This is a genomic window from Bradyrhizobium sp. USDA 4354 (genome assembly GCF_054060315.1).
This window is the reverse complement of record NZ_JBSSDC010000001.1, coordinates 396,632-417,549: the sequence shown is the minus strand read 5'-3', so window position 1 is coordinate 417,549 and position 20,918 is coordinate 396,632. Positions and strand designations below refer to the sequence as shown.

Sequence of the window (20,918 nt, the reverse complement as noted above, 5' to 3'; positions counted from 1 at the left end):
AGTTCGGAACGGAGTTGTCCATGCCCTTCCGATCCGATGATCTGGTCGATGACATCATGCGCACGGCGCCGCACACGATCCGCGTGTTTCTCGCCTTCAGGATGGCTTGTGTCGGCTGTCCGATCGCGACCTTCCACACCGTGGATGACGCCTGCCGCGAGCATGGGATCGACCGCCAAAAATTCCTCGCTGCATTGAGCGATTGCGTGCCGGCGTGATGAGGTTTGGAATTCGCGCGAGTGCGTGCGAATTCCCGGGTGAGGGCGCTTTCGCCGTAAGCGGAAGCGCCCCTCACCCCTATCTTGTGGAGAGACGTATCGCCGTCGGCTCTCACGTCGCGCCGCTGTCGGCGCTCCGCTCCGCCAATACGACGATCTTGTGCGGCTCGCGCAGGATGATGCGCTGGCGGCCGCTCTCGACGAGACCTTGGCTCTCCCAGCCGCTCAGGATGCGGCTGACGGTGTGCAGGGTGGTGCCGGTCATCTGCGCGATGTCCTGGCGGCTGATCGGGAAGTCGATCTCGATGCCGTGGTCGAGTTTCTTGCCGGACTGCTTGGCGAGACGCAGCAGCGCATGCGCGACGCGTTGCTCGACCTGCTGGGTCGACATTTCCAGGATGCGGGTGTGACTCTCCTGGAGCCGCGTGCCGACGGTCTGGAGCGTGTTGGCGGCAAGCGCCGGAAACCGCTCGACCAACCGCGGCCAGGCCGAGGTCGGCCAGATCAGCACGACGCTGTCATCGACCGCCATCGCCGTCGCCGGATACCGCGCAGCTCCGATCGCCATCGCGAGCCCGAATGTTTCGCCGGGCGCGACATAGCGCACCACAATCTGCTCGCCGGTCGGCGTGGTCTTGGCCGCGCGGACATGGCCGTGCAGCAGCAGGAAGAAGGACTGCGCGTCCGCCCCCTGCTCGAAGATTGCACTGTTCTTGGGATAGCGCGCCGAGCGGGCCTCACGCAGGATCTCGTCCAGAGCTTCCGGCGTCACCCCCGCAAACAACGGCAGATGCGCAACCAGCGATGTGTCGACCTTGGCCATTCTGCCTCCTTGACATCAGGGAGTGTGATGGCACCTGCAATCGTCGGGTAGTTTGCGATAGCGCAAAACGGGCCGGCCGGGTGGCAGTATTTTTCCAAATAACGACCTGAATTCATTGGAGTTGACCCCATGGCTGGCGCCCGATCCCGCAACTTTGCGGGCTGGCCGCTGTTTGCGAACAGCTTTCGTCCCTTCTTTCTGCTTGCCGCGATTCAGGCGGCGCTGTCGATCCTGGCCTGGTTGCCGATGTTCTATGGCGAATTGTCCGTGAGCTCTGCATTCGCGCCGCGCGACTGGCACATCCACGAGATGCTCTATGGCTTCCTGTCGGCGGTGATTACCGGGTTCCTGTTCACGGCAATCCCGAACTGGACGGGGCGGCTGCCGATCCGGGGCACGCCGTTAGGAGCGCTGCTGGCGGTCTGGCTTGCCGGACGTATCGTGGTGACGGTGTCGGCCAATATCGGCTGGGCGTTTGCGCTGGTCGTCGATGCCGCCTTCCTGACGTTGGTCGTCGCCGCCGCGACGCGCGAGATCATCGCAGGCGGCAACTGGCGCAATCTGCCCGTGGTGGGGCTGGTGCTCGTTCTGCTCGCCGGCAACGTCGCCTTTCATGTCGAAACGCATTACGAGGGCGCGGCCGACGTCAGCATCCGCGTCGGCATCGGCGTGGTCATTCTGCTGATCTCGTTGATCGGCGGCCGCATCATTCCGAGCTTCACCCGAAACTGGCTGGTCAAGTTCAATCCCGGCCGTCTGCCCGTGCCGTTCGGACGTTTCGACGGCGCGGTGATCGGATGCAGCGCGCTCGCGCTCGTCTCATGGATCGTGGCGCCGCTCAACATGATCACCGGCATCGTGATGGCGGCGGTTGGCGTGCTGCATCTGGTTCGGCTTGCACGCTGGGCCGGCGATCGCACCACGCGCGAGCGGCTGCTGCTGATCCTGCATGTCGGTTATGTCTTCGTGCCGTTCGGTTTCATTCTGAACGCTCTGGCCGCCTTCGGCGTGCTGCCGCCAAGCGCCGGCATCCACGCCTGGATGGCGGGGGCGGCGGGAACCATGACGCTCGCAGTGATGACCCGCGCGAGTCTCGGCCATACCGGACAGGCGTTGACGGCTTCGCCGGCGATCCAGGGAATCTATGCTGCAATCATTATCACGGCTTTGGCCCGGGTCGCTGCCGTTCTATTGCCAGCCCATGACAATGTGTTGTTGCACATCGCCGCCTGCGGCTGGATCGTCGCCTTCCTCGGATTTGCCGTCGCGTTCGGCCCGCTGCTCGCCGGCAGCCGGTGGCGTGCCCTCGCCACGATGGGCGTTCCCGCTGCGGCACGCTGAGCTCAAGCTGCACTCGCCGAGGGCGGCGCTGTCAGAGGCCGCACGCCCTTGCGCCAATCGGTGATGGTGCAGCCGAACCGGCCGCGGAACCAGCGCGCCATGGCGCTCTGCGCGGAGAAGCCAAGCTGCATCGCGATGTCGGCCAGCGGCCGGCCGGGATCTTCGATCAGCCGGGTCACGAGATCGGCGCGTCGCGCGTCCAAGATGGCCGAGAAGCTGGTGCCCGATGCAGCGAGGCGGCGGTGGATGGTCCGGCGGGTGCAGGCAAGATGCTCGGCGACGCGCTCGACCGTGCAGTCGCCGCCGGCGAGCAGAAGGCGTACGACCTCGTCGACCTTCTGCTCCCAGCTTGCGGGCCGTGTTTCGATCGCCTCGATCCGCTTGCGCAGATAGCTCGCGATCAGTGGATGCGCGCTCGGGATCCGACGTTCCATTTCGTGCGCCGACAACAGGATCGCGTCATCCTTCGCGCTGAAGATCACGCGGCAGCCGAAGAATTCGCGGTAGCGCTTGCGGTCGTACGGCGGTGGATAATGCAGGTGCACTTCCTGCGGCCGCCAGTCGTGACCGAACAGCGACTGGATGATGCGGTGGACGCTGCCGAGCGCCATGTCGATCGACTGCCGCGACGCGCTCGGGTGCCGGCCGCGCAGATGCATCGTGATGGTCACGGTCCGCTTGCTGCGCGCAACGTCCAGCCGCATGCCATCGTGATGGATATGGATGAAGCGCGAGAACGCATCGATGGCCTCACCGACGGTTGCTTGTTCGCGCACGATCAGGCCGACCGCGCCGAAATTGGTCAGGCCGCCGCGCTCGGCGAGACGCAAGCCGAAATCTTCGGCGCCGGACGCCTCCGCCGACAATTCGAGCAGACGGCGCAGGCCTGCGACGGCAATGGGCGTGTCGGGCTTGTCGACGCAGGCTGGCGGCAATCTTGCCTTGCGCATCATCTGCCTGGGGTCGAGCCCGACCGACCGGGCGACCTCCGGATAATAACTCAGGCTTGAGCTGCGAACGAGGTCGGTCATGCGAACCGTTCCTGCCAGCCATCCCTGCAGATGTCTCGAAATGTAAAATTTCTGTCCCGCTCAGTCAAACCCAGGAACCGGACGGAACATACATAGGAGAAACCGAAGCACGGGCGTGAATGCCGTGTTTACGACGGCGTGGCAAGGCGATGGAGCCGGCTACCGTCTCGGAGCATTTGACCAAGACATTGCTGGATCGGGATATGCCGGGAAACATGCTTTCCAAGGGTGAGATATTCGTCATCGACACCGACGCTGCCTCGCGCGAACAACTTTCGACCGCGCTCCAACAGAACGCCTACGAGGTGATCTGTTTCGCTGACGGTGCCTCTCTCTTGTCCGCAGCAAAGGCGCGGATGCCGGCCTGCGTGCTGCTGGAGCTACCGTCCGACCAATCCGGCTTCGAGGTGCTCAAGCGGCTGCGCGGCGAGAACTGCATGGCGCCGGTGCTGGTGACCTCGGCGAACGGCAGCATTGCCATGGCGGTCGACGCCATCAAGAGCGGCGCGGCCGACTTCATCGAAAAGCCGTTCCGCACCCACGACATCGTTGGCCGGATCGATGCCGCCATCGACGAGTTCGCCCGGCCCGCCGAGATCCGGCAACGCTGGCTGCCCGGCTGCGAGCCCCTGACCGAGCGCGAAGGCGACGTGCTCGAGCATCTCGCCGCCGGTCTCACCAACAAGGAGATCGCCCGGCGCATGCATCTGAGCGCGCGGACGGTCGAGGGTTACCGCGCCAGCGTCCTGAAGAAGGCCGGCGCCCGCAACGTGACCGATCTGCTCCGCCGTATCTTCGGCCAGGCTTCGCCGTCCCAGGTTTAAAGGCTGCCGGGACGACAAAGCGTTCCGCGGCCATGGTGCGGCCGTGGCGGCGCCGCACAGAAACCTCAATCGAACCAGTTCCTTCCCTGCCGCGTCCAACCACGATGGCGAGGCATTTCATCGCGCGCGTCCGGCTGGCGGCGCAGCGATACCGGCAGGAGGGACTTTATGCGCATCACCGCAAAATATTTGGCAACCACGAGCCTGGTCCTGGTGACCACGGCCATCGCATCGCCGGCATGGGCCGCCAACGTGGACGCCACGTCGGCGATCGACACGGTCACCGTCTATCCCGACGGCGCCACCGTCACCCGCGTCATCTCGTTGGATCTCGCCTCCGGTGACTCGACGCTGGTCGCCAGGGATTTTCCGCTCTCGCTCGATCCGTCTTCCCTCCGCGTCGAAGGCGAGGCAGGCGCCAAGCTCACCATCGGCACGATCGATGCGCGGCCGCCGAAGGCCGCGCCGCCCGCGAACCTCTCCGAGCTGGACAAGCGCATCGAGGCACTGAGGGATCAACGGGCCGATCTGCAGGGTGCGATCGACTCGGCCAACGCCCGGCGCAAGTTTGCGCAGCATTTTGCTGAAGCCTCGCCGGCCGGCCTCGGCGAAAAGGGCGAGGCGCGCCCCATCGCCGAATGGCGCGCGGCCTTTGCCGCGGTTGCCGAGGAGATAGCGACCGCTGACACCGCAATTCGCGATGCCACGCGAAAACAGCGCGAGTTGGACCGCCAGATCGCGGAATTGGAAGCCGAGCGCTCGGCCAAGCCGCCGAACAAACTGGAAGTGCGGATCGACGTCGCCTCAGCCGCGGCGACCAAGGCGACGCTGCGCGTGACCTATGCCGTGCGCAACGCGCGCTGGGTTCCGCTCTACGACGCCCGGCTCGATACCGGCGCCAAGGATCGCAAGCCGCAGCTCGAACTCGTTCGTCGCGCCGAGGTCACGCAGTCGACCGGCGAGGACTGGTCGAACGTGACGCTCGGCGTCTCCACGGTCCGCATCAGCCGCGGCGGCAGTGCCCCGGAGCTAAGCTCGCTGGTTGCGCAATATCCGCAAGTGCCGAAGCCGCTGGCGCTCGGCACGGCCTCCGATCTGGCGCGCCCGGCCCCGATGACGCGCCAGGCGCAATCGCCGGCCATGGCCAAGATCGCAGAGGCGGCCGAGCCGCGCGAGCGCGCCGACGAGCAACAGGCGGTTGCCGAGATCGGCGACTTCCAGGCCACCTTCAAAATTCCCGGCCGCGTCAGCCTCGGCGCCGCCGAGGGCGCCAAGAGCCTCCGTATCGCTGCGGCGATTGTGCCCGCCGATCTCGCGGTGCGCGCCGCTCCGGTCATGAATCCCACCGCGTTCCTCGAAGCCAGCTTCAAACAGGCGGACGACACGGCCCTGCTGCCCGGCAAGGTCGCGATCTACCGCGACGGCACCTTCGTCGGCCGGGGCAAGATCACGGCGTCCGCCAAGGACGACATCGTGCGGCTCGGCTTCGGCGCCGACGACAAGGTTCGAATCGAGCGCGCGGTGCTCAAGCGCAACGAGGGCTCGGCCGGCCTGCTCGTGACGACGTCGAAGACCGACGAGCGTTCGTTCAAGACCACGATCCGCAACGGCCATGATTTCCCGATTCGCGTCGCGATCGAGGATCAGCTGCCGGTCAGCGAGAACGAGGACATCGTCGTCGAGATGCTGCCCTCGAGCACTCCGCCGACCGCGAACAACATCCGCGACAAGCGCGGCGTGCTGGAATGGTCGTTCGACGCCAAGCCCGGCGAGGCCCGCGACATCAACTTCGCCTGGCGCGTCCGCTGGCCGAAGGACAAGAGCATGGTGATCGCCCCGGCGGGGTAGCCAGCCACGAAGGAAGTGCGCTCCCTCTCCCGCTTGCGGGAGAGGGCTGGGGTGAGGGCTCTCTCCTCTGGGCATGTCCCGTCGTGGAGACACTCTCTCCCCAACCCTCCCCGCAAGCGGGGGAGGGAGTGCACCTTCACCGTGGCGGCATCGCCGCCCGCATCGACTGCGGCAGCACGTACGGCACGCCGTCGGCCTGGTGGACGACGGCATCGATCTCGAAGATGCCGCGAATCCTCTCGCGCGTGACGACCTCCGTGCGCGGGCCGTCCGCGGCGAGCCTGCCGCCGTTCAGCACGACGAGCCGGTCGGCGAAGCGGATCGCGAGATTGAGATCGTGCAGGATCGCGATGACAGCGGTGCCGGCAGCCGCGCGGCGGCGCGCCGCTTCGACGAGGTCGATCTGGTGGCGCAGATCGAGGCTTGAGGTCGGCTCGTCCAGCAGCAAAAGCCCGGGACCGTGCTCGGCCTCGCCGCAGGCGAGCTGCACCAGCACCCGGGCGAAATGGGCGCGCTGCTGCTCGCCGCCTGACAGCGTCGGCAATCGCCGCTCGCGGAAATGTGCAAGGCCGACCTCGTCGAGGGCGGCATCGACGAGCGGTCCAGCCTCGCGCAAGCTGCGCTCGCCGGCTCCCATCAGCACGATCTCCTCGACCGTGAACGGGAAGGTGACGTTGATGTGCTGGGACAGCATCGCGCGGCGCGCGGCGAGCTCGCGCGGCGTGAAGCTGCCGATGTCGCGCTGCTTGAGCCGCACCTCGCCTGCGCTGGGGCGAAGATCGCCGGAGAGCAGCCGCAGCAGCGTTGACTTGCCGGCGCCGTTCGGGCCGATGATGGCGACCATCTCGCCGGCCGCAACCGTCAGGCCGACGCCATCGAGCAGCGTCGTGCGGCCGATGCGCTTGCTTAAATGCCGTGCCTCGATCACCGCCGTCATAGCGCGGCAAGCCCGCGCTGCCGCAGCAGGATGACGAGAAAGACGGGTGCGCCGACGGCCGCCGTCAGGATGCCGATCGGCATCTCCGCCGGGGCCACGATGGTGCGCGCCAGCGTGTCGCCGCCGACCATCAGGATCGCGCCTGATAGCACCGAGGCCGGCAGCAGCAGGCGATGCGCCGGCCCGATCACGAGACGGAGCAGATGCGGCACGACGATGCCGACGAAGCCGATGACGCCGCTGATCGACACCGCGACACCGGTCATGGCGGAGACCATGACGATCGAGATCCGCTTCAGACGCTCGACATCGACGCCGCCGTGAAAGGCATCAGCCTCGCCGAGCACCAGCAGATCGAGACCGCGGGAGATGAAGGCGCAAGCGGCAAGCCCGAGGACGAGGACCGGCGCGAGCACGGCCGCCTTGGTCCAGGTCGCGCCGCTCATCGAGCCGAGCATCCAGAACGTGATGTCGCGGAGCTGGCGGTCGTCGGCGATGAACACTAGCAGCCCGATGCCGGCATTGGCGATGGCAGTGATGGCGACGCCGGCGAGCAGGAAGATCGCAATCGAGGTCCGTCCCGAGCGGCTGGAGATGCCGTAGAGGATTGCGGTGGTCGCCAGCGAGCCCGCAAAAGCTGCCAGCGGCAACAGCTCGGTCTGGAGAAAGCGCAGCGCTTCGCCGAAGCGGGAATCGGTGAAGACGATCGCGCTTGCGGCTGCGAGCGCGCCGCCGCTGGAGACGCCGACGAGGGCGGGATCGGCGAGCGGGTTGCGAAACAGCCCCTGCATGATCGCGCCGGCCGCGGCAAGCAGGCCGCCGACCATCGCGGCCGCCGCGATCCGTGGGATGCGGATCGACCACAGCACGAGCTGGTCGCGGGCCGTCATGGCCGTGCTTTCGCCGGCCAAGCCCAGCGCGACAGGCAGCCGCGAGAGCGGGATGCCGGCCGCGCCAACCGTCAGAGCGACGACGATGGTGATCAATAGCACCACGAGCAGAAGGGGGATCGCGAACGAGGCAGACCGCCGTCCCGCGCTTCGTCGCGGGCTCCGTGCTTCGATCCCGACGGCCACGCTCATTGCCGGCAATTCGCCGCCGACAGGGCCGACGTGAACGCGCCGCCCTGGTCGGCCAACGCCGGGTAGAGCTTGACCGAGAGATCGCGCGCCGCCGCCGCGGTGCGCGGCCCGAAGCCGAGCAGATAGAGCCCATCCATGGCGATGAAGCTCTTGTTGGCCGCGACCGGCGTCAGCGCAAAACCGGGATGGGCATAGATCGCATCGGCCTGCAGCGATTCCTTGCCGCGCTCGATCGACAGCACGAATTCGGGCTTGGCGGCCACGATCGCCTCGTCGCCGATGATCTTGTAGCCGTCGTAATCGTCGACGGCGTTGGCCGCGCCGGCGAGCTGGATGATCTCGTCGGCCGCGGTCTTGCGGCCGGCCACCATCGCCCGCCCGTTCTGGAGCGACATCACGAACATCACGCGCACCGGCTTCGTCACCTTGGCGCGCAGTGCGCGGAGCTGCGCAAGATCGGTGCCGACAGCGGCGCTCAGGCATTCGGCACGCGCATCGACGCCCATGGCGTGGCCGACCAGTCTTATCTTCTCGATCAGGCCCTCCTCGGAGAAGGTCTCGGGCACCAGCACCAGCGGCACCTTCGCCGTCTCGAGGATGTCCATGGTCTCGCGCGGGCCCGAGCCCTGGATCGCCAGGATCAGGGTGGGGTTGAGGCCGAGCACGCCCTCGGCCGAGATCTGGCGCATGTAGCCGACATTGGGTTTGTCGTGCAGCGCCGCCGCCGGATAAAGGCTCGTGGTGTCGACGCCGACCAGCCGGCTTTCCAGCCCGAGCGCATAGAGGATCTCGGTGATGGCGCCGCCGATCGAGACCGTGCGCGCAAAATCGGCAACAGTGACCTCGCGATTGCGCGCGTCATGCACGGTGATGCCAGCCGCGTGCGCGGCAGATGCGAGCGCGATTCCGCCGGAGAGCAGGAGATAGGCGAGGGTGCGGCAAAATGTCATTGCGGGTTACTTCGTCAGGATCAGCTTGTTCTGCGAGGTCAAGCGGAGACGATAGCTGTCCTCGCCATGCGCAATGATGATCTCGCGCTCGGCCGCAAACAGCTCGCGGCTGTCGATCCGACTCCCGCGCATGGTCAAAGTTCGCGTTGCTGGAGAAGGGCTTTGTGCCGGCCCTGCCGCGCTGCCGTTGCTGTCTCCTGATGTTGCTGACATTGTCGGTGTGATGCACTTTCGAAAACTTGGAGTACAGCTTGTTTGTATAGGCGGCGCGAAGCGCATTCCAACGGTCGCAATTTACAATCGATATAAAGTGCAACCTGATGTCATTGACCGTCAGAGTGTTGCCACGTAACCATTTCTTCCGGTGGGGAACATGCCCGCCTCTTGAGACAATCAAGCCAGCCAGTCGCTCGCGTTGCGAGCGCACGCCAGCCAACAGACTGAAAAAGCTAAGTGAAGTGCAGGCTGGGGCTGATATGGCTGACGGGGCTAGGTATTCGCGCGCCCTGATTTTGGGCGCGTCGGTGGTTTCCATTGCGGCAATGATGGCGGAGAGCAGTCTCGCGCAGACCGCATCGCCGCAGGCTGAAAACGCGTCCTCGGAACGACCGAAGCAGGCCGAGCGCAAGCCGGGGAAGCCGCAAGTCGCGCAGCAGGCAACGCCTGAGCTCCTGAACGCCCGCGCCCAGGCCGGCGGCACGGCGCCCGTTCAGGTGCTCGACACCATTACCGTCGCCGCAACCAAGACCAAGGAGCGCGCGATCGACGCGCTCGCGCCGGTCAGTTCGATTACGCTCGACCAGATCCAGGGAATCCAGCCGAACCGGCTGTCGGACATTTTCTATGCGGTGCCCGGCGTGTCGTTCCAGGAGCGCGGTGACGACCCCGCGACGGTCATCAACATCCGCGGCTTGCAGGACTTCGGCCGCGTCGCTGTCGTCGTCGACGGCGCGCGGCAGAACTATCAGCGCACCGGCCACAACGCCAACGGCTCCTTCTTCCTCGACCCTGAATTGATCGGCGGCGTCGACGTCGTGCGCGGACCGACCGCCAACATCTACGGCTCCGGCGCGATCGGCGGCCTGGTCTCGTTCCGCACCAAGGACATCGACGACGTGCTGCGTCCCGGCGAGCGCTGGGGCGTCGATCTCTCGGGCTCCTACGGGTCCAACAACAATCGCGGCCTGGGTTCGGTGTTCGGCGGCGTGCGCGCCACGCCCGATGTCGACATCTTCGGCGGCGCGGTCTACCGCACGCAAGGCAACTACAAGGACGGCAACGGCACCGAGATCGGCAATACCGGCAATCAAGTCGAGGCCGGGCTGATGAAGCTCACAGTGCGACCCGCCCTCGGTCACGAGGTCAAGTTCGGCGCCGTCTTCCAAGACTACCAATACCACATCGGCCAATTCAACCGCGGTCCGGTGGCAACGGCGGCACAGCGGGCGCTCTATCAGGGCTCGTCGGTCTATGCTTCCGATGCCAAGAACTACACCGGTACGATCACCTGGAACTATTCGCTGCCGAGCGACAATCTGTTCGACTGGCATATGTCGGTCTACGGCAACCGCGTCGACAACGATCAGACCAAGACCTATCACAACTCGACCGGCGGCTCGGCCTATTGCGGCACCGGCAATTTCGGTAACAACATCTCGGGCTGCGTCGGCGACAAGCGCGGCTATGTTCTCAACACCTACGGCATTGACGTCAACAACACCACGCGCTTCAACGTGGGCGACTGGCGCAATGCCGTCACCTGGGGCGTCGATGCCTTCCAGGACGACGTGATCACGACCGAGAGCCGCGGCAACTCCAACATCACGACGCCGAGCGGCATCCGCACCGTCTCGGGCGGCTTCATCCAGTTGAAGCAGAATTACAGCACCTGGTTCGAGGCGGTCAGCGCGATCCGCTATGACCGCTACGACCTTGATTCCGGCAGGACCAGCGCCGGCGGCGACCGCTTCTCGCCGAAGATCACTCTCGGCGTCACGCCCGTCCCGGGCTTCCAGCCCTATGTCAGCTATGCCGAAGGCTATCGTGCGCCCTCGATCACCGAGACCGTGATTTCGGGCGCGCATGCGACCGGTGGCGGACCGGCTCTCTTCCCCTGTCCAGACGGCACCGTCGGCCTGTTCTGCTTCCTGCCCAACCCGAACCTTCGTCCCGAGGTCGGCAAGAACAAGGAAGTCGGCATCAACCTGAAATACGACAACATCTTCACAGCATCCGACTCGTTCCGCGGCAAGATCAACCTGTTCCGCAACGACGTCAGCGACTACATCGACCTCGTCCCGTTCGGATTCGTGACGTTCCCGGGGGTTGGCTCGTTCGCTCAGTACTACCAGTATCAGAACATCGCGCAGGCCCGCATCCAGGGCTTCGAGGCGGAGACGATGTACGATGCCGGCACCTGGTTCATCGGTGTCGCCGGTCACTACATCCAGGGCAAGAACGTCGCCACCAATATCGGGCTCGCGACCATCACCCCGCGCAAGGTCGTCACGACCGGCGGTGTCCGCCTGCTCGATCGCACGCTGATCCTGACGGCGCAGTGGGCGTCGTTCGGTGCCAACAACGACGTGCCCGCCAACTATCTTCCTTCGACCGGCTACGAGCTGGTCAACCTCTACCTGACCTACAACGCCACCAGGGACATCGTGTTCTCGGCCTCGATCGACAATCTCTTGAACCAGTACTACCGGCCTTACGCCATTCCCGGCAGCTCGACCGATGGCACGTCGCAGAACGACGTGCTGTGGTCGAGCCCGGGTCCGGGAAGAGTCTACAAGGCCGGCATGAAGATCCACTTTGGAGGTGCGTAGGCCTGAAGGCGCCGCAACACCACAACCTCCGCCGGGCCGCGCTGATGCTCCAGCGCGGCTTCGGCGCGTTTTCGTCTTGATAACAAGGAGAGACTTTTCATGTTCATCGCTATGAATCGTTTTCAGGTGAAGAAGGGCGCGGAGACCGCGTTCGAGACCGTCTGGGCGACCCGCGAATCCTATCTCGGCAGCATGCCGGGCTTCGTCGAGTTTCATCTGTTGAAGGGCCCGGAGGCCGAGGACCACACGCTGTATTCGTCGCACACCAGTTGGGTCGACAAGGCGGCGTTCGAGGCCTGGACGCGCTCGGAGGAATTCCGTCGCGCCCACGCCCGTGCCGACAACAGGACTGGCGAGAGCCTGTATCTCGGCCATCCCAAGTTCGAGGGCTTTGAGGTGATCCAGAGCGAGCGCAAGGCCGCGGCCGCCTGAGTCAATGACGCACGAGAGGAGCCGGATATGCTGAGCACCGATCTCGCCGATCTCAAGGCGTACATGGCCGACAATCCCGGCGCGGTGATCGAGGACGTCGCGCGCGAGCGCAAGGTCACCCCGCGCGCGGTGATCGAGGCGTTGCCGTCGTCCATGATGCGCATCGGGGGCGGCGAGCACTTTGCTGCCGCCATGCAGGACATTGCGGAATGGGGCGAGGTCACGCTGATCGTGCACACGGATGATGCGATCTTCGAGTTCACGGGCCCAATTCCCGCTGGCGAGATCGGCCGCGGCTATTTCAACCTGATGCAGCCGAAGGGCCTGCATGGTCATTTCCGCCACGAGCGCTGCGCGGGTGTCGCCTTCGTCGAGCGGCCCTTCATGGGCAAGATTTCGGCCTTCGTCGCGTTCGTGAACGCCGACGGCGGCATCATGTTCAAGGTCTTCGTCGGTCGCGACGAGACGAGGGCGCTGCGGGCGGATCAGCTGGCACGGTTCCGCCGGCTTGCCGATCGTATCGCGGCGCAGCCTGCTGCGTAGCTTCCTTCCATCTGTCGGGAGATCAGGATGCAGGGCATTTTCAGGCTTCGGCACGTGATCGCAACCATCGCACTGGCCTTCGCGCCGACACCGGCCTTCGCGATCGACGAAGCCCTGCTGCCGCGCAATCTGTCGCCCTGGGGAATGTTCGTCGGTGCCGATATCATCGTGAAGACGGTGATGATCGGGCTCGCCATCGCCTCGCTGGTGACATGGACGGTGTGGCTCGCCAAGACCATCGAGCTGCGTCGCAAGGGTTCGCTCGCCTTGCAGCGGACGCGCGCCCTCGAGGGCAACGTGACGCTGGCCGAGGCATCCGCACGGGTCGGCGACGCGCGCGACGCGGTCGCCCAGCTCATCCAGTCCTGCGCCAGGGAGGCCGAGCTCTCCGGCGGCGTTCTCGACGACGGCCTGCAGGAGCGGGTCGCGTTGCGGCTGGAGCGGGTCGAGGCGGCGATGTCGCGGCAGATCGCGCGCGGCACCGGCGTGCTCGCGACCATCGGCGCCATCGCGCCCTTCGTCGGCCTGTTCGGCACCGTCTGGGGCATCATGAATTCGTTCATCGGCATCTCCGAGAGCCACACCACCAGTCTTGCGGTCGTCGCGCCCGGCATTGCGGAAGCGTTGCTCGCTACGGCGCTCGGTCTCGTCGCCGCGATTCCGGCGGTGGTGATCTACAATCATCTCGTCCGCGGCATCGCCAATTACCGCGCACTGCTCGGCGACGCCTCGGCGCAACTGATGCTGCTGGTCAGCCGGCAGCGCGACCACGGCCATTTCCGTCTGGCCCGGGCGGCGGAGTAGGCCATGGCCGCGAAGCTCGGCGCACGTTCGGCATCGCCGCTCAAGCGCGGCGCCAGTGACGATCTCGACGTCACCCACGAGATCAATGTCACACCGTTCATCGATGTGATGCTGGTGCTCCTGATCATCTTCATGGTGGCGGCTCCACTTGCCACCGTCGACATCGGCGTCGATCTGCCGGCTACCGCGGCCGAACCGGCGCCACGGCCGGACAAACCGGTGTTCGTCACCGTCAAGCCGGATCTTTCGATCGCGGTGGGTGAGGATATCGTGGGCCGCGATGCGCTCAGCACCTCGCTCGACGCCGCCACCAAGGGCCGCAAGGACGAGCGCATTTATCTGCGCGCCGACAAGGCCGTCTCCTATGGCGACCTGATGGAGGTGATGAATACCTTGCGCAATGCCGGCTATCTCAAGGTCGCCCTCGTCGGCCTCGACGGACGCAGCTGATGGCCGCGAGCGCCTTCGTCTTGCACGAGCCGCTCGGCGAGCGCGAGGGCGCGCGCTGGGGTGCCTCGGCGGCCGCGATCGTGGTGTTGCACGTGGCTGCCGCGCTGCTTGCGATGAGCTGGCTCAGGACGCAGCCCGAGCAGGGCGTTAGCCTGCCCGCGATCATGATCGACATGTCGCCGGTGACCTCGGCGCCGCAGCCGACGCTGGACAACGTCGCGCCGGGGCCGCTGATGCAGGAGGCAGATGCCTCGCCGCCGGAGCCGGTGCAGCAGCAGGCCGTCGAGGAGACCATCGCGCCGACGCCGCCGCAGGAAAAGCCGGATGTGGTCGCGCCGCCGGAGCAGAAGCTGGAGCCGTTACCTGCCAAGCCCGAGCCGGCGAAGATCGTGCCGGTCGAAAAGCCAGCGCCGACGAAGCCGAAGGTGGTTCGGCGCGAGGCAAAGAAGCCGTCGGAGGTGACGCCCGCGCCGCGCACCAGCGCGCCGCCGCGTGCCGAGCGCGAGGCGCCGATGGCATCCGCCATGAGTGCGGGTGCGACAGCGTCCGCGATCGCATCCTACAATCAACGCGTCCGCGCGCATCTAATGCGCTTCCATCAATATCCATCCGGAGGCGGCGGCCAGCGCGGTGTCGCGAGGCTGAGCTTTACGATTACTCGTAGCGGGCAAGTGATGTCCAGCCGCCTCGGCGGCTCTTCGGGCGTCGCGGCCTTCGACGCTCAGGCGATGTCCATGGTCCGCCAGGCCTCGCCGTTTCCGCCGATCCCGGACGAGATCAAGAACGGCTCGATGAGCTTTACGATTCCGGTGGAGTTCACGGTGAGGTAGCGAGCTTCCTCAGACAATCCCGCCGTTCTAACGGGTGGAGGGTCGTCTCCGCCACCTCATCGAGAGTGTGGGATGGAGCTCTATCCTCGTCATTGCGAGCGTAGCGAAGCAATCCAACTGTCTCCGCGGAAAGATTCTGGATTGCTTCGCTGCGCTCGCAACGACAGAGCATGAGGCGCCGCTGTCGTTCCAATCCCTCTCCCCGTAAGAACGGGGGAGAGGGAGAGGAGCGACCGTCACCTCACTTCGCCTTCAGGAAATCCGCGACCTCGAGCAGCACGAATTCGTTGTCGTCGGCCTTGTTGGGATCGCGGCTGGAGGAGAACGGCAGGTTGTTGTCGTTGCCGACGATGATGCGGGTGTCGTCGACGCGATCGACGTTCTCGATGGTGAAGAACGGGAAGGTGTAGACGCCGTCGTTGAGCGGCTTCCGCGCCTTTTTGTCGGGATCCCTGATCTTCAGCAGGTCGATATAGCCGATCTTGCGCACGGGCTTGCCGACATTGGTGTCGGTCAGCTCGATCTTGTAGACGCGCTTGAACTTGGCGAGATCGGGGAAGCAGTTCTCGCCGCGCTGGCCTTGCGGGCAGGCCTTGTCGGCCGTGCCTTCGCCGTTGTCGCGCTCGATGACGAGGCCGGAGGCCTGGTCGATCATGTTGAAGTCGCCGATGGCGTTGCCGTTCTGCTCGAACACATATTGCCAGTAGCGGCCGGTGAATTTCTCCGCAGCAACGTCGAATTCGAGGATGCGGGCGGCTTCCTTGCCGTCTGCCTTCTCCCAGTCCTTCTTCTCGGCATCCCACAGCGGTCCTTCGAGCAGGCCATAGAGGAACTTGCCGTCCTTCGACGCGGCGAAGCCCTCATAGCCCTTGGAGCGGCGGAGATTGACGTTGGTGTAGGTCGCGCCGGGTGCGCCGGGCGTGGCGACGGTCCAATTGTCCGGCGAGCGCACCGGCTTGCCGCCGGCTACCGTGTCGAACACGCCGAGGATTTTTCCTGTCTTGTCCGCCTTCAGGATATAGGGGCCGAACTCGTCGCCGATCCAGAAGGTGTCGCCGATGATCTGGAAGCCCTCGGTGTCGAAGTCGGAGCCGGTGAGATAGCGCTTCTGCGTGTCCTCATGGACGATGCGGAACGGCACATTCTTGTCGGGGTCGTGCAGGAAGATGGTCTCCTGCCGCTCGATCTTGCCGCTCGCCCAGTCCATCTTGTAGCGGTTCAGGTACAGCATCGAGTCCGGCGAGTTGGCACGCGCGCCCATGCCGTTGTCGGTGATGACCCAGAAGCTGCCGTCGGGCATGGTCTTGATGCCGGAATGGCCCTGCAGCGGCTGGCCCTTGAACGGCAGCGACACGCCGGTCGGCCGCTCATAGGACTTGCCCATGACAGTGCCAAGCGCGTCGACCCGCTTGCCGGTGGTATATTTGCCCGCCGTCTTGAGATCGGCGGGTGCGTCAGCCGGCGCGTCGATGAACGTAGCGGCCGGCATCACCACGTGGCCGGCGAGCTTGGCCGGAAATTCGCCCTCGCTCTGCGCCAGCGCAGAACTCGCGGTGAGAATGATCGTTGCGACGGTGCTGAGAAAAGTCGCGCGCATGTGCGTCTCCTGTTGGCGGACGCAACGCTTATGCGGATCGCATGTTGCAGTATTGTGAAGCCGGGCCAAAGGCTGCAGCATTCTTCCGCTTCTTGATCGATTCTGACGAGGTGGCCGCGTGCGCGGCGACCTCGCCGAATCCGATCGACTGCTAGGCAATCTTGCGGGCGAGGAAATCGCGGATCAGGCGGGTGACCTCGTCGAACCTGTCCTCGAGCAGGAAATGGCCGGAGTTGATCAGATGAAATTCCACCTGGGGCAGGTCGCGCTTGTAGGGATGGGCGCCGTCGGCGGGAAAGATGAAATCGTTCTTGCCCCAGACGATCAGCGTCGGCGGCTTGTGCTTGCGGAAGTAGGCCTGCACCGCGGGATACAGCGGCAGATTGGTCCGGTAATCGTAGAACAGGTCCATCTGGATCTCGTTGTTGCCGGGACGGTCCAGCAGCGCCTGATCGTGCACCCAATTGTCGGGTGAAATCCGGCTCACGTCGGACATGCCGTCGGTGTACTGGAATTTCGTCGTCTCCAGCGTGACGAGCTTCATCAACGCCTGCCGGCTCGCATCGGACCCGTCGGCCCAGTATTGCTTGATCGGATTCCAGAATTCCTTCAGCCCTTCGTCATAGGCGTTGCCGTTTTGCACAATCAGGCCGCTGATGCGCTCGGGGTGCTTGAGCGCCAGCCGCCAGCCGACGGGAGCACCGTAATCCATGACATACATCGCATAGCGGGTGACGCCGAGCTGGCCGAGCAGGCCGTCGACGAGCTCGCCGAAGCGGTCAAACGTGTACTTGAATGTCGAGCGCGCAGGCATGTCGCTCTGGCCGTAGCCGGGGTAGTCAGGCGCGATCACGCGGTATCGATCCGCCAGAGCCGGGATCAAATTGCGGAACATGTGCGAGGAGGTGGGAAAGCCGTGCAGCAGCAATACCACCGGCGCATCCTTCGGCCCGGCTTCACGGTAGAAGATCTTGATCCCGTCGACGGTCTTGGTCCGATGGTACGTAATCGGATAGCCGCCGGCTTCGCGTTGCGGCTTCGCCGCGGCAGCCGGCGCGGCCGCGGCAACGGCAACTCCGGACAAGCCAAGAACGAGGTGTCGGCGATCGAGGCCGGCTGATGGGCGTGTGATGTTCTCGGTGCTCATGTCGATCTCCTAGTCAAAATCGGTGATGGTTGTATTCGCCGGTCGACGCTGGATTTTTCGATGGTGCCGTCAATGCAGCCGGCGGCGTGTGATCGGCGGGCTTATGGTTGGTGCGCCAGAGGATGCCGAAGGCAGATCCGACTTCATGCTGTCTTCGCGCGTCGGGCCGAAGTGCCGGAATTGTGCAGCCGAATGGCGTCCGGCATTCGTCGATTGATCGTTTTCTAGGCAAGCTTCCAGCCGTCCTATTCCAAAGTCCGTAGCAAGCTTCGGGTAACCGATTGCGACCGGCGGGATCAGTCCATATGATCGAGAAGCTACTTCTCGGGTTACGGAAAGACGCGTCTGATGGACCGGCTGGAGGCGATGTCGGTGATCATCGCGGTCAATGAAACAGGAAGCTTTTCGGCAGCCTCCCGGCGCCTCAGGATGCCGGTCGCAACGGTCAGCCGAGCGGTAGCCGAGCTGGAGGCACGGCTGAATGCCCAGCTGTTTCAGAGGTCGTCGCGCCAGATGACACTGACCGATGCGGGACGATCCTATATCGAGGCCTGCAAGCGGATCATCGAGCAGGTGGACGATGCCGAGAGGGAGGTCTCCGGCGAGTACAGAAGTCCGAGGGGCGATCTTGCGATCACGTCGCCGTGGGGACTGGGCCACATGCACCTGCTGCCGATCGCGCTCGAGTTCATGGAGGCTTATCCTGAGATCGCGCTGCGGCTCGTCCTTACCGATCGCATCGTCAACACCGTCGACGAGAACATCGATGTGTCGGTTCGAATCGGCAGTCTGCCGGACAGCAACCTGATCGCAACTCGGGTCGGCTCGGTCCGGTTCGTGCTCTGCGCCAGTCCCGGATACCTCGCGAAACGGGGACACCCGAGCGAGCCCGCCGATCTTGCGTCGCACGATTGTATCGGCGTCGACAGCCATGCTGCGCAGAAGAGCTGGAAGTTCGTCAAGGACGGCAGCGAAGTCATGGTGCCGATACGCTCGAGATTGACGGTGAGCGATTCGGAGGCGGCGGTCGAAGCTGCCGTCGCAGGTGCCGGCATCACGCGCGTGATGTCCTACAAGATGGAGGCTGCGCGGCGTTCCGGCAAGCTCGTCCTCATGCTGGAGGAATTCGAGCAGGAGCCCTGGCCCGTGTATGTCGTCTATGCGGAGCGAAAGCCTGCGCCGGTCAAGCTCCGCGCTTTTCTCGACTGGGCCACGCCGCGCCTCAAGGCGCGGCTGGCCTAGTTTTGCTACTCCTTCACCGCGCCGGTGAGCGAGGACACGTAGTAATCCACGAACAGCGAATAGAAGATCGCGACCGGCAGCGAGCCGAGCAGCGAGCCCGCCATCAGCGCGCCCCACTGGTAGACGTCGCCGGTGACGAGCTCGGTCAGGATCGCGACCGGCACGGTCTTGTTGGCGCCGCTCTGGATGAAGGCGAGCGCGTAGATGAACTCGTTCCAGGACAGCGTGAACGAGAAGATGCCGGCCGAGATCAGCCCGGGCACCGCCAGCGGCAGCGTGATCCGCCGCAGGATCTGCAGCCGGGTGGCGCCGTCGACCAGCGCGCATTCCTCGAGCTCGTAGGGGATCGACTTGAAATAGCCGATCAGGAGCCAGGTGCAGAACGGCACCAGGAACGTCGGGTAGACCAGGATCAGGGCAAGCGGCGAGTCGAACAGGCCGAATTGCACCACCACGGTGGCGAGCGGAATGAACAGGATCGACGGTGGCACGAGATAGGCGAGATAGATGCCGAGGCCGACATAAGGACTGCCGCGGAAGCGCAGACGCTCGATGGCGTAGGCCGCGAGCGTGCTCGCGATCAAGGACAGCGTGGTCGAGCCGATCGCGACGAACATCGTCGTCTTCAGCCATTGTGGATAGGCGGTGTTGAACAACAGATGCTTGATGTGGGCGAGCGTCGGCGAGGAGATCCAGAACGGGTTGTTGTCCCGGTAGTTCATCAGCTCCGCGTTTGGTTTGAACGAGGTGATCGCCATCCAGTAGAACGGGAACAGCAGGATCAGAACGAAGCAGCCGAGCGGCAGGTAGATCATCATCAGCCGCCGCAACCCGGAATCCCAGGCCATGGTGTCGGGAGCGGCCTTCGCATCGGCGGCGGTCGGTTGGACAGCAGTGTCAGTCATTGGCCTCTCCCTGCTGCCATTTGCGGCGCGCCAGGCCGAAATAGGAGAACAGTGTCGCGAACACCAGGAACGGGATCATCGACACCGCGATCGCGGCGCCTTCACCGAGCTCGCCGCCGGCGATGCCGCGCTGGAACGCCAGCGTTGCCAGCAGGTGGGTCGAGTTGACCGGACCGCCGCGGGTGATGGCGTAGACGAGCTGGAAGTCGGTGAAGGTGAAGATGATCGAGAAGGTCATGACGATGGCGAGGATCGGCATCATCATCGGGAAGGTGATGTAGCGGAAGCGCTGCCAGGCGCTGGCGCCGTCCAGCATCGCGGCCTCGTAGAGCGAGGGCGAGATGGTTTGCAGGCCCGCCAGCAGCGAGATCGCGACGAAAGGAATGCCGCGCCAGATGTTGGCGGCGATCAGCGAGAAGCGCGCGGGCCAGGGCGAGCCGAGGAAGTCGATATTGCTCGATCGCCAGTGCAGCACGTCGACCAGGAGGTAGGAGATGATCGAGAATTGCGGATCGTAGATCCACCAGAAGGCCAGCGCCGAGAGCACGGTCGGCACGATCCAGGGCAAAAGGATGATCGCACGCAAGAGGCTCTTGAACGGAAAATGGTTGTTGAGCAGGAGCGCGAGCCAGAACCCGAGCGCGAACTTGCCGAAGGTCGCGATTCCCGTGTAGAGCACGCTGTAGAACACCGCGTTCCACCACAAGGGATCGGTGAGCAGATACTGGAAGTTCTCCAGCCCGATGTAGATGCCGCGCCGGCCGATCGTGGTGTCGGTGAAGGCCAGCCAGACGCCGAGGCCGAGCGGGTAAGTCAGGAAGACCGCAAGCAAGCCGATCGCGGGCGCAAGGCACATCACGATCAGGAATGGCTTGTAGTCGAACAGGCGCACGATCCAATTCGGCTGTCGTTGCGCCAGTGCGTGAGAGGAAAGCGTCGTCACGGACATTGGGTAGTTGTCCTGTCTCTGAAAGTCACCACACCCCTCATTGCGAGCGAAGCGAAGCAATCCAGTCTGGTTCTGCGGTGGCAGTCTGGATTGCTTCGTCGCAAGAGCTCCTCGCAATGACGGCTGCTTTGTCGTTG

General features: G+C 64.8%; 22 protein-coding genes. 12 read left to right on the top strand and 10 right to left on the bottom strand.

From position 1 onward, the window contains the following. Positions 1-20 precede the first annotated feature (20 nt). Positions 21-218, top strand: coding sequence for a DUF1858 domain-containing protein (locus ACVIIV_RS02025; RefSeq protein ID WP_456742680.1), 198 nt, complete (start codon positions 21-23; stop codon positions 216-218). 112 nt (positions 219-330) lie between these two features. Here ACVIIV_RS02025 and ACVIIV_RS02020 read toward each other — a convergent pair whose 3' ends face one another. After that, on the bottom strand, positions 331-1,041 hold the full coding sequence (locus ACVIIV_RS02020) for a Crp/Fnr family transcriptional regulator (protein WP_456742679.1): 711 nt from the start codon (positions 1,039-1,041) through the stop codon (positions 331-333). A 129-nt stretch (positions 1,042-1,170) separates the two neighbouring features. Between ACVIIV_RS02020 and ACVIIV_RS02015 the strand changes: the two genes are divergently transcribed. Continuing rightward, positions 1,171-2,382 (top strand): NnrS family protein, encoded by a 1,212-nt coding sequence (locus ACVIIV_RS02015; RefSeq protein WP_456742678.1) that lies wholly within the window; start codon positions 1,171-1,173, stop codon positions 2,380-2,382. A gap of 2 nt (positions 2,383-2,384) precedes the next feature. On the opposite strand, the gene ACVIIV_RS02010 is transcribed toward ACVIIV_RS02015, so the two are convergent. Continuing rightward, positions 2,385-3,413: an AraC family transcriptional regulator gene (locus tag ACVIIV_RS02010; protein ID WP_456742677.1), complete on the bottom strand. Its 1,029-nt coding sequence runs from the start codon at positions 3,411-3,413 to the stop codon at positions 2,385-2,387. Between the two features lie 203 nt (positions 3,414-3,616). Here ACVIIV_RS02010 and ACVIIV_RS02005 point away from each other — a divergent pair, with 203 nt between their 5' ends. Together ACVIIV_RS02005 and ACVIIV_RS02000 are read left to right on the top strand one after the other, a co-directional pair. Next, complete coding sequence (locus ACVIIV_RS02005) at positions 3,617-4,237, top strand: response regulator transcription factor (protein WP_456742676.1); 621 nt, start codon at positions 3,617-3,619, stop codon at positions 4,235-4,237. 168 nt (positions 4,238-4,405) lie between these two features. Next, positions 4,406-6,085, top strand: a complete 1,680-nt coding sequence (locus ACVIIV_RS02000) for a mucoidy inhibitor MuiA family protein (protein ID WP_456742675.1) — start codon at positions 4,406-4,408, stop codon at positions 6,083-6,085. Positions 6,086-6,221: 136 nt separating this feature from the next. On the opposite strand, the gene ACVIIV_RS01995 is transcribed toward ACVIIV_RS02000, so the two are convergent. From ACVIIV_RS01995 to ACVIIV_RS01980, 4 genes are read right to left on the bottom strand one after another with little or no spacing between them, the layout of a single operon-like run. Next, complete coding sequence (locus ACVIIV_RS01995) at positions 6,222-7,022, bottom strand: heme ABC transporter ATP-binding protein (RefSeq protein ID WP_456742674.1); 801 nt, start codon at positions 7,020-7,022, stop codon at positions 6,222-6,224. Next, positions 7,019-8,104, bottom strand: coding sequence for a FecCD family ABC transporter permease (locus ACVIIV_RS01990; RefSeq protein WP_456742673.1), 1,086 nt, complete (start codon positions 8,102-8,104; stop codon positions 7,019-7,021). The genes ACVIIV_RS01995 and ACVIIV_RS01990 overlap by 4 nt, the downstream gene beginning before the upstream one ends. Next, positions 8,101-9,054 (bottom strand): heme/hemin ABC transporter substrate-binding protein, encoded by a 954-nt coding sequence (locus tag ACVIIV_RS01985; protein WP_456742672.1) that lies wholly within the window; start codon positions 9,052-9,054, stop codon positions 8,101-8,103. The genes ACVIIV_RS01990 and ACVIIV_RS01985 overlap by 4 nt, the downstream gene beginning before the upstream one ends. A 6-nt stretch (positions 9,055-9,060) precedes the next feature. Continuing rightward, positions 9,061-9,267 carry a hemin uptake protein HemP gene (locus ACVIIV_RS01980; protein ID WP_456742671.1) on the bottom strand — a complete coding sequence of 69 codons (207 nt, stop codon included), beginning with the start codon at positions 9,265-9,267 and terminating at the stop codon, positions 9,061-9,063. Here ACVIIV_RS01980 and ACVIIV_RS01975 point away from each other — a divergent pair. The 7 genes from ACVIIV_RS01975 to ACVIIV_RS01945 all read left to right on the top strand — a co-directional run bounded on the left by ACVIIV_RS01975 (position 9,185) and on the right by ACVIIV_RS01945 (position 14,941). Then, positions 9,185-9,406 carry a hypothetical protein gene (locus ACVIIV_RS01975; RefSeq protein ID WP_456748925.1) on the top strand — a complete coding sequence of 74 codons (222 nt, stop codon included), beginning with the start codon at positions 9,185-9,187 and terminating at the stop codon, positions 9,404-9,406. The two genes, ACVIIV_RS01980 and ACVIIV_RS01975, sit on opposite strands and share 83 nt — an antisense overlap. A 124-nt stretch (positions 9,407-9,530) precedes the next feature. Next, positions 9,531-11,882, top strand: coding sequence for a TonB-dependent hemoglobin/transferrin/lactoferrin family receptor (locus ACVIIV_RS01970; protein ID WP_456742670.1), 2,352 nt, complete (start codon positions 9,531-9,533; stop codon positions 11,880-11,882). 99 nt (positions 11,883-11,981) lie between these two features. Continuing rightward, positions 11,982-12,314, top strand: a complete 333-nt coding sequence (locus tag ACVIIV_RS01965) for an antibiotic biosynthesis monooxygenase family protein (protein WP_027573166.1) — start codon at positions 11,982-11,984, stop codon at positions 12,312-12,314. Between the two features lie 27 nt (positions 12,315-12,341). Further along, positions 12,342-12,857, top strand: coding sequence for a heme utilization cystosolic carrier protein HutX (gene hutX / locus ACVIIV_RS01960; protein WP_456742669.1), 516 nt, complete (start codon positions 12,342-12,344; stop codon positions 12,855-12,857). 27 nt (positions 12,858-12,884) lie between these two features. Further along, positions 12,885-13,661 carry a tonB-system energizer ExbB gene (gene exbB / locus ACVIIV_RS01955; RefSeq protein ID WP_456742668.1) on the top strand — a complete coding sequence of 259 codons (777 nt, stop codon included), beginning with the start codon at positions 12,885-12,887 and terminating at the stop codon, positions 13,659-13,661. Between the two features lie 3 nt (positions 13,662-13,664). Continuing rightward, entirely contained in the window at positions 13,665-14,111 is a 447-nt protein-coding gene (gene exbD / locus ACVIIV_RS01950; RefSeq protein ID WP_456742667.1) for a TonB system transport protein ExbD, read from the top strand. Further along, positions 14,111-14,941: a TonB family protein gene (locus ACVIIV_RS01945; protein WP_456742666.1), complete on the top strand. Its 831-nt coding sequence runs from the start codon at positions 14,111-14,113 to the stop codon at positions 14,939-14,941. Before exbD ends, ACVIIV_RS01945 begins: the two co-directional genes overlap by 1 nt. A 241-nt stretch (positions 14,942-15,182) precedes the next feature. Here the strand turns inward: ACVIIV_RS01945 and ACVIIV_RS01940 are convergent, their stop codons facing one another. Together ACVIIV_RS01940 and ACVIIV_RS01935 are read right to left on the bottom strand one after the other, a co-directional pair. After that, the gene (locus tag ACVIIV_RS01940) at positions 15,183-16,538 is read right to left on the bottom strand and encodes an esterase-like activity of phytase family protein (RefSeq protein ID WP_456742665.1); all 1,356 of its coding nucleotides are present in this window, start codon (positions 16,536-16,538) and stop codon (positions 15,183-15,185) included. Between the two features lie 151 nt (positions 16,539-16,689). Continuing rightward, positions 16,690-17,685 carry an alpha/beta fold hydrolase gene (locus ACVIIV_RS01935; protein WP_456742664.1) on the bottom strand — a complete coding sequence of 332 codons (996 nt, stop codon included), beginning with the start codon at positions 17,683-17,685 and terminating at the stop codon, positions 16,690-16,692. Positions 17,686-18,033: 348 nt separating this feature from the next. Here ACVIIV_RS01935 and ACVIIV_RS01930 point away from each other — a divergent pair, with 348 nt between their 5' ends. Next, on the top strand, positions 18,034-18,927 hold the full coding sequence (locus tag ACVIIV_RS01930) for a LysR family transcriptional regulator (RefSeq protein WP_456742663.1): 894 nt from the start codon (positions 18,034-18,036) through the stop codon (positions 18,925-18,927). A gap of 5 nt (positions 18,928-18,932) precedes the next feature. Here the strand turns inward: ACVIIV_RS01930 and ACVIIV_RS01925 are convergent, their stop codons facing one another. Further along, a complete protein-coding gene (locus ACVIIV_RS01925) occupies positions 18,933-19,832 on the bottom strand; it encodes a carbohydrate ABC transporter permease (RefSeq protein ID WP_456742662.1) in 900 nt (299 codons plus the stop codon). After that, positions 19,825-20,781, bottom strand: a complete 957-nt coding sequence (locus tag ACVIIV_RS01920) for a carbohydrate ABC transporter permease (protein ID WP_456742661.1) — start codon at positions 20,779-20,781, stop codon at positions 19,825-19,827. The genes ACVIIV_RS01925 and ACVIIV_RS01920 overlap by 8 nt, the downstream gene beginning before the upstream one ends. Between the last annotated feature and the right edge of the window lie 137 nt (positions 20,782-20,918).

Bases quoted from the DNA above. Each gene is read 5' to 3' on its own strand.
- exbB (WP_456742668.1), top strand. From the start codon at position 12,885: ATGCAGGGCATTTTCAGGCTTCGGCACGTGATCGCAACCATCGCACTG.
- ACVIIV_RS01990 (WP_456742673.1), bottom strand. From the start codon at position 8,104: ATGAGCGTGGCCGTCGGGATCGAAGCACGGAGCCCGCGACGAAGCGCG.
- ACVIIV_RS01925 (WP_456742662.1), bottom strand. From the start codon at position 19,832: ATGACTGACACTGCTGTCCAACCGACCGCCGCCGATGCGAAGGCCGCT.
- ACVIIV_RS01945 (WP_456742666.1), top strand. From the start codon at position 14,111: ATGGCCGCGAGCGCCTTCGTCTTGCACGAGCCGCTCGGCGAGCGCGAG.
- ACVIIV_RS02000 (WP_456742675.1), top strand. From the start codon at position 4,406: ATGCGCATCACCGCAAAATATTTGGCAACCACGAGCCTGGTCCTGGTG.
- ACVIIV_RS01975 (WP_456748925.1), top strand. From the start codon at position 9,185: ATGGTCAAAGTTCGCGTTGCTGGAGAAGGGCTTTGTGCCGGCCCTGCC.
- ACVIIV_RS02020 (WP_456742679.1), bottom strand. From the start codon at position 1,041: ATGGCCAAGGTCGACACATCGCTGGTTGCGCATCTGCCGTTGTTTGCG.
- ACVIIV_RS01980 (WP_456742671.1), bottom strand. From the start codon at position 9,267: ATGTCAGCAACATCAGGAGACAGCAACGGCAGCGCGGCAGGGCCGGCA.
- ACVIIV_RS02015 (WP_456742678.1), top strand. From the start codon at position 1,171: ATGGCTGGCGCCCGATCCCGCAACTTTGCGGGCTGGCCGCTGTTTGCG.
- exbD (WP_456742667.1), top strand. From the start codon at position 13,665: ATGGCCGCGAAGCTCGGCGCACGTTCGGCATCGCCGCTCAAGCGCGGC.
- ACVIIV_RS02005 (WP_456742676.1), top strand. From the start codon at position 3,617: ATGCCGGGAAACATGCTTTCCAAGGGTGAGATATTCGTCATCGACACC.
- ACVIIV_RS02010 (WP_456742677.1), bottom strand. From the start codon at position 3,413: ATGACCGACCTCGTTCGCAGCTCAAGCCTGAGTTATTATCCGGAGGTC.
- hutX (WP_456742669.1), top strand. From the start codon at position 12,342: ATGCTGAGCACCGATCTCGCCGATCTCAAGGCGTACATGGCCGACAAT.
- ACVIIV_RS01930 (WP_456742663.1), top strand. From the start codon at position 18,034: ATGGACCGGCTGGAGGCGATGTCGGTGATCATCGCGGTCAATGAAACA.
- ACVIIV_RS01985 (WP_456742672.1), bottom strand. From the start codon at position 9,054: ATGACATTTTGCCGCACCCTCGCCTATCTCCTGCTCTCCGGCGGAATC.
- ACVIIV_RS01965 (WP_027573166.1), top strand. From the start codon at position 11,982: ATGTTCATCGCTATGAATCGTTTTCAGGTGAAGAAGGGCGCGGAGACC.
- ACVIIV_RS02025 (WP_456742680.1), top strand. From the start codon at position 21: ATGCCCTTCCGATCCGATGATCTGGTCGATGACATCATGCGCACGGCG.
- ACVIIV_RS01920 (WP_456742661.1), bottom strand. From the start codon at position 20,781: ATGTCCGTGACGACGCTTTCCTCTCACGCACTGGCGCAACGACAGCCG.
- ACVIIV_RS01995 (WP_456742674.1), bottom strand. From the start codon at position 7,022: ATGACGGCGGTGATCGAGGCACGGCATTTAAGCAAGCGCATCGGCCGC.
- ACVIIV_RS01970 (WP_456742670.1), top strand. From the start codon at position 9,531: ATGGCTGACGGGGCTAGGTATTCGCGCGCCCTGATTTTGGGCGCGTCG.
- ACVIIV_RS01935 (WP_456742664.1), bottom strand. From the start codon at position 17,685: ATGAGCACCGAGAACATCACACGCCCATCAGCCGGCCTCGATCGCCGA.
- ACVIIV_RS01940 (WP_456742665.1), bottom strand. From the start codon at position 16,538: ATGCGCGCGACTTTTCTCAGCACCGTCGCAACGATCATTCTCACCGCG.